Origin of the sequence: Pseudomonas sp. NY15364 (genome assembly GCF_048068235.1) — a bacterium.
Taxonomy (GTDB): domain Bacteria; phylum Pseudomonadota; class Gammaproteobacteria; order Pseudomonadales; family Pseudomonadaceae; genus Aquipseudomonas; species Aquipseudomonas mendocina_D.
Genome location: NZ_JBLUPX010000064.1, coordinates 1 through 5,653, shown reverse-complemented (window position 1 = coordinate 5,653; position 5,653 = coordinate 1). Strand labels below are relative to the sequence as shown.

Here is a 5,653-nt window from a genome sequence, read left to right as displayed (position 1 = left end):
ATAGGCTCCACCGTGGAGCCTTGCGTGCAAATCGGTTACCCGCTGGAGAAGACCTTCCTCGTATTCCCGCCACGACAAGCCGTCCACGCCTACCGCTGCATCGCGGCGTAGAGCATAGAAACTCTGCGCCAGTAACTGCGGTGTGATGTGGTGCAGCAAAGCCGTGAACTGCATGCCCTTGTTCCTTCGGACGGCTTCACGTACACCTTCAAGTCCCATCGACGCGCAACTGATCCGGCTCAGTGTCCGGGGCGCGGGAGGCTTGTTGGTGTTTCCCTTGGCTGCGTCCCTTTCCTCCACCACCTCCGCCGGGCCAGGCCCTTTGTTCGATGGCTTCTCAGGTACTACGGACGTATCCGACTTCTCGGCGGCGTAGACAGCAGGGTTACAGCTTTTGGCCTTTCCTGCTCCGCCCGGTGGTTGCGCACCGGGCGCCGCTGAGATCTCCCAGTTTCTGTGCGAAGGACTTCCCGACGTGCACAGGGTCTCCGACCGCGCGGGATCAGTGCATGACTGGCGTAAAACGCCATGCTCCGTGTTGCCTTCTGCTTAACTTAACAGCATCGGCATCCCGTACTTGTGATTTCGCGGCTCAATGGCTGGCCCATCGGTTTCCCCTGTCAACGCTTCACCCTGCACCTCGCGGTGCAACATGCATGACTCGGGGTCTGGTTGATTCGCCATTTCTTACCAGTATCGAACTTTCATCGACTATCCTTCGCCAGCTTTAACTGGCGCACTAAGCGTCCGGCCAAGTCACCTTCCGAACTCCAGCATTAAGGGCGATGGTGTCCGCGTATTTTTAAGCGGACGCGATAGCCCTTATCGCCGGGATTTCCATGCGCCAACGAAGCTCTTACCCCAAACCGTTCAAGGCCCAGGTTGTTCAGGAGTGCCTGCAACCCGGTGCGACCGTTTCCAGCGTCGCCATCCACCACGGCATCAATGCCAACGTCATTCGCAAGTGGCTACCGCTTTATCGAGATCAACTGCCAGCGGCGTTGCCGGCGTTCGTTCCTGCGAGAGTTACGCCAAAACGACCAGTTGAACCAGCTGTGATTATCGAGCTACCGCTGGGCGAGCAATCGATCACAGTGAAATGGCCAGCTTCCGATCCTGAAGGATGCGCCCGCTTTGTCCGGGGGCTCGTCCAGTGATCCGTATCGATAGTATCTGGCTCGCCACCGAACCCATGGATATGCGCGCGGGCACTGAAACCGCGTTGGCTCGTGTGATCGCAGTGTTCGGTGCGGCGAAGCCGCACTGCGCCTATCTCTTCGCAAATCGCCGCGCCAACCGCATGAAAGTCCTGGTGCATGACGGCGTGGGTATCTGGCTGGCCGCGCGGCGATTGAACCAGGGCAAGTTTCACTGGCCAGGCATCCACCACGGCTCGGAAGTTGAACTCGACACCGAGCAACTTCAGGCGTTGGTACTGGGGCTGCCCTGGCAGCGGGTCGGTGCGGGCGGCGCGATCACAGTGCTGTAGCACCGGCCATTAGCCCATCGGTGTATCTGCGCAGAGCGTCTGCTCTGACACAATCAGCAGCATGAACTCCTCGCCCAATCTCGACCAACTGACAGCTGAGCAACTGCGCGCACTGGCCGCGCAGTTGCTCACGCAGGTCGACGTGATGGACAAGAAGATCCACCGTGATCAAACCATCATTGAGCAGCTCACACACGAAATCGCTTGGTACAAACGGCACAAGTTTGCCAAGCGTAGCGAGCAACTGAGCCCTGACCAAGGTAGCTTGCTGGACGACCTGCTCGACACTGACATCGCCGCCATCGAGGCGGAGCTGAAAGCCGTCAATCCCCCGGCCACCCCAGCCGAACCCCGCCAACAGCCCAAGCGCACACCGCTGCCGGCACAATTTCCGCGCACCGTGATCCGCCACGAACCGGAGAACACCCAATGCGCCTGCGGCTGCCAACTGCAACGCATCGGTGAAGACATCAGCGAAAAGCTGGATTACACGCCGGGCGTGTTCACCGTCGAACAGCATGTGCGTGGGAAATGGGCCTGTCGCCAGTGCGAAACACTGATCCAGGCCCCCGTGCCGGCCCAGGTGATCGACAAGGGCATCCCAACCGCCGGCCTTCTGGCTCACGTGATGGTGGCCAAATTCGCCGACCACTTGCTGCTATATCGGCAAGAGAAAATCTTTGGTCGTGCCGGCCTGGCCATCGCTCGCTCGACACTGGCGCAGTGGGTCGGACAAACCGGCGTGCAGCTCCAGCCGCTAGTCGATGCCCTGCGCGAAGCCGTGCTGGGCCAACGCGTGATCCACGCTGACGAAACCCCGGTGCAAATGCTCACCCCAGGCGAGAAGAAAACCCATCGGCTTACGTCTGGGCCTACAGCACCACACCCTTCGCCGATCTGAAGGCCGTGGTGTACGACTTCAGCCCCAGCCGTGCCGGCGAGCATGCGCGCAATTTTCTTGGCCAGTGGAATGGCAAGCTGGTCTGCGACGACTTCGCTGGCTACAAGGCCAGCTTCGAGCAAGGCATTACCGAAATTGGCTGCATGGCCCACGCCCGCCGCAAGTTCTTCGATCTTCACGCGGCAAACAAAAGCCAGTTGGCCGAACAAGCACTGCACGCGATGGGCAGCTTGTACGAAATCGAACGGCAAGCACGGAACATGAGCGATGAAGAACGCTGGCGAATACGACAGGAAAAGGCTTCACCGATCCTCGATACACTGCATGACTGGATGCTGGCCCAGCGTGATCTTGTGCCCAACGGATCGGCCACGGCGAAAGCCTTGGATTACAGCCTTAAACGCTGGCAGGCACTGACTCGCTATGTCGAGGATGGTGCTGTGCCCATCGACAATAACCAGGTCGAGGTGCGACACGAAGTCGCTTAATGAAGTTGTTCCCCTTGGTGGGAACCACCCGTGTCACCGGGTGAATCTAGAAGGCTGAATCAAGAGCGCCTTCCACAATGGAACGAGGCATCGCAAGGTGCGGGGTACCAATCGTGAGAGGCGTACCCTTCTGGCAGCCATGGCCGGACAAGGGCTAGATAGTTGGTATGGTGAACACATGTGAATCTGCGCAACGATCGTTAAGTTGAACGAGCGGAAATGGCTTATACGCTCGAACCAAAAGGTAACGGAGGTGGGAATCGCGTCTTTCGACTACGCATTCGTGACCCACATGCCTCCCGGTCGATAGCAGGCACCTAACCCGACGCACTTCAATAAGCGGAACGTGGAAATCCCGTATCGCTCCCGCCAGGGAAAGCCGTTTGTAAAAACTGCCCATGGCGGTGCGGGCGAAGGAACGAGGAAAAAGCGAACGCCATCCTGTAATGGGCTGGATAGGAGTTGAAACATCACTTCACGCGAAAGCGGGCAGACGTCCTCATGGTCTCTCTTCACACGAGAGTAGGTAGAACCCTTTCAACGGAAGGAGAGCAAATGAACGCAGCAGCATTGGCGTGTGCACCTTCCGGCACGTCGTGGGAAGCCATCGATTGGATTGCCGTACAACGTCGTGTCAGAGGGCTGCAAGCGCGTATTGTGAAGGCTGTACAAGACGGCAAACATAACAAGGTGAAAGCCCTGCAATGGCTGCTGACTCACTCGTTCAGCGGTAAGGCATTGGCCGTGAAACGGGTGTCTGAAAACAAAGGCAAAAATACCCCAGGTGTGGACAAGGTTACTTGGAATACGCCTAGGGCCAAGATCGGTGCGATAGAGTCGTTGAAGCGGCGAGGCTACTCGCCGCTTCCGCTTCGGCGAGTTCTTATCCCGAAGAAAAACGGCAAGACGAGACCTCTCGGAATACCCGCCATGAAATGCAGGGCCATGCAGGCACTCCATCTGCTGGCTTTGGAGCCCATTGCGGAAACCACCGCCGACCCAAACTCGTATGGGTTCAGGCCGGAACGCTCGACCGCGGATGCGGCAGCACAGTGCTTTGGTGTGCTGTCACGAAAAGCAAATGCGGAGTGGATTCTAGAGGGTGACATTCAAGGCTGTTTCGACAATATCAGCCATGATTGGTTGATCGCCAACATCCCCATGGATAAGGCGATCTTGCAGAAGTGGCTCAACGCCGGATACATCCACAACGGCCAGCTGTTCCCTAGTAACGCAGGAACGCCGCAGGGAGGCATCATCTCTCCGGTACTGTCCAACATGACGTTGGACGGGCTAGAAGCGATGCTGGCGAAGAGGTTTCCTACCGCCAAATGGACAGGCAAGAAACTGCAAGCAGTGCGGTATGCGGACGACTTCATCATCACCGGGTACTCGAAGGAGTGGCTGGAAAATGAAGTTCGTCCTGCCGTGGTCGAGTTCTTGGCAGAGCGTGGTCTCACGCTTTCCAAGGATAAGACCAAAATCACGCACATAGGGAACGGGTTCGACTTTCTCGGCTGGAACGTGCGCAAGTACAACGGCAAGCTCTTGATCAAGCCTTCCAAGGCGAATATCAGCGCTCACCTTGCCAAGCTACGAGAGTTGATCAAGGCCAACAAAACGATACGGCAGACCAATCTGATAGGTTTGCTCAACCCGGTTCTACGGGGCTGGGCGAACTATCACAGTCATGTCGTCGCCAAGAAGGTCTTCAACCAGGTGGACAGTGCAGTGTGGGAAATGCTCTGGCGATGGGCGGTACGTCGCCACCCTCGCAAGACACGCCGATGGGTGAAGGATCGGTATTTCAAAGTACAAGGGGGGCGTCGATGGGTGTTCTCATGTGCTGAAAAATCCGCCGATGGTCGGAAGCGTCAGTACACGTTATTGGACGCCTCGGACACGCCAATTGTGCGACATATCAAGATCAAGGCCGCTGCCAACCCACACGACCCCGCTTGGGATGAATACTTCGAGTCCCGCTGGGGCAAGAGGATGCTCACTTCCGCGAAAGGTCGAGCCAAGCTGTACCGGATTTGGGTGCAACAGGGCGGTCAGTGCTGCGTCTGCTTCAAGCCGGTGACCAAAGACACACCGTGGCATAGTCGCCATATTGTGAAGCTAGGTCATGGCGGAACGGACGCGGCGGCTAATCTTGAGATATACCACCTGCGCTGCCCGAGGGATGTGCAATTTGCCTATGCCGATGACGTACAACCGGGTGCCTAGAGGTGCCTTAGCGGAGGCTTGAGCCGTGTGCTGGGAAACTCGCATGCACGGTTCTTAGGGGGTTGGACGCGGGCAACCGCGTCTGACTACCCGACAACCAGATTCGTCCATGGGCACTGGGGCGCTCGAACTGGTTGTTTGCCGGGTCGCTACGCAGCGGCAAACGCGCGGCGGCGATCATGAGTCTTATCCAGTCGGCCCGCATGAACGGGCATGATCCGTATGCCTATCTCAAGGACGTGCTGACACCCCTGCCGACGCAGCTGGCGAGTGAGGTCGGCCAACTGCTGCCGCATCAGTGGGCGCCTGCCTGAATCACGCAAGGTGAGTTCGGCGGACGCTTACTTTCCTCCCACATTGGAGGAGCTGGTGCCGGAGGATCACCTGGTACGGGTGATCGAGGCCTATGTCGCCCGCCTAGATCTGCAGGCTCTAGGTTTCAGCAAGGCCGAACCACTCAAGACTGGACGTCCTGGCTATGATCCAGCGGATCTACTCAAGCTTTATCTGTACGGTTACTTCCAGCGCATCCGCTCCTCCCGGCGC

4 protein-coding genes and 2 pseudogenes are annotated in these 5,653 nt (G+C 58.0%); all 6 read left to right on the top strand.

Going from position 1 to position 5,653, the window contains the following annotated elements; all coding sequences use genetic code 11:
* Positions 1-839: 839 nt before the first annotated feature.
* A complete protein-coding gene (gene tnpA, locus ACNFCJ_RS23785) occupies positions 840-1,157 on the top strand; it encodes an IS66-like element accessory protein TnpA (RefSeq protein WP_416773857.1) in 318 nt (105 codons plus the stop codon).
* Complete coding sequence (gene tnpB / locus ACNFCJ_RS23780) at positions 1,154-1,489, top strand: IS66 family insertion sequence element accessory protein TnpB (protein ID WP_416773856.1); 336 nt, start codon at positions 1,154-1,156, stop codon at positions 1,487-1,489. Before tnpA ends, tnpB begins: the two co-directional genes overlap by 4 nt.
* Positions 1,490-1,550: 61 nt before the next feature.
* Positions 1,551-2,857 (top strand): annotated as a pseudogene (gene tnpC, locus ACNFCJ_RS23775) (IS66 family transposase); the annotation flags it as partial.
* A 576-nt stretch (positions 2,858-3,433) separates the two neighbouring features.
* Positions 3,434-5,107 carry a group II intron reverse transcriptase/maturase gene (gene ltrA / locus ACNFCJ_RS23770; RefSeq protein ID WP_416773855.1) on the top strand — a complete coding sequence of 558 codons (1,674 nt, stop codon included), beginning with the start codon at positions 3,434-3,436 and terminating at the stop codon, positions 5,105-5,107.
* Between the two features lie 92 nt (positions 5,108-5,199).
* Positions 5,200-5,421, top strand: a pseudogene (locus ACNFCJ_RS23765) (transposase domain-containing protein); the annotation flags it as partial.
* A partial coding sequence (locus tag ACNFCJ_RS23760) for a transposase (RefSeq protein WP_416773858.1) occupies positions 5,414-5,653 on the top strand: 240 nt, incomplete at its 3' end. The pseudogene ACNFCJ_RS23765 and the gene ACNFCJ_RS23760, both read left to right, overlap by 8 nt.

What these genes read in the sequence shown, in the direction of transcription:
- tnpA (WP_416773857.1), top strand. Translation starts at nt 840, where the DNA reads ATGCGCCAACGAAGCTCTTACCCCAAACCGTTCAAGGCCCAGGTTGTT.
- ltrA (WP_416773855.1), top strand. Translation starts at nt 3,434, where the DNA reads ATGAACGCAGCAGCATTGGCGTGTGCACCTTCCGGCACGTCGTGGGAA.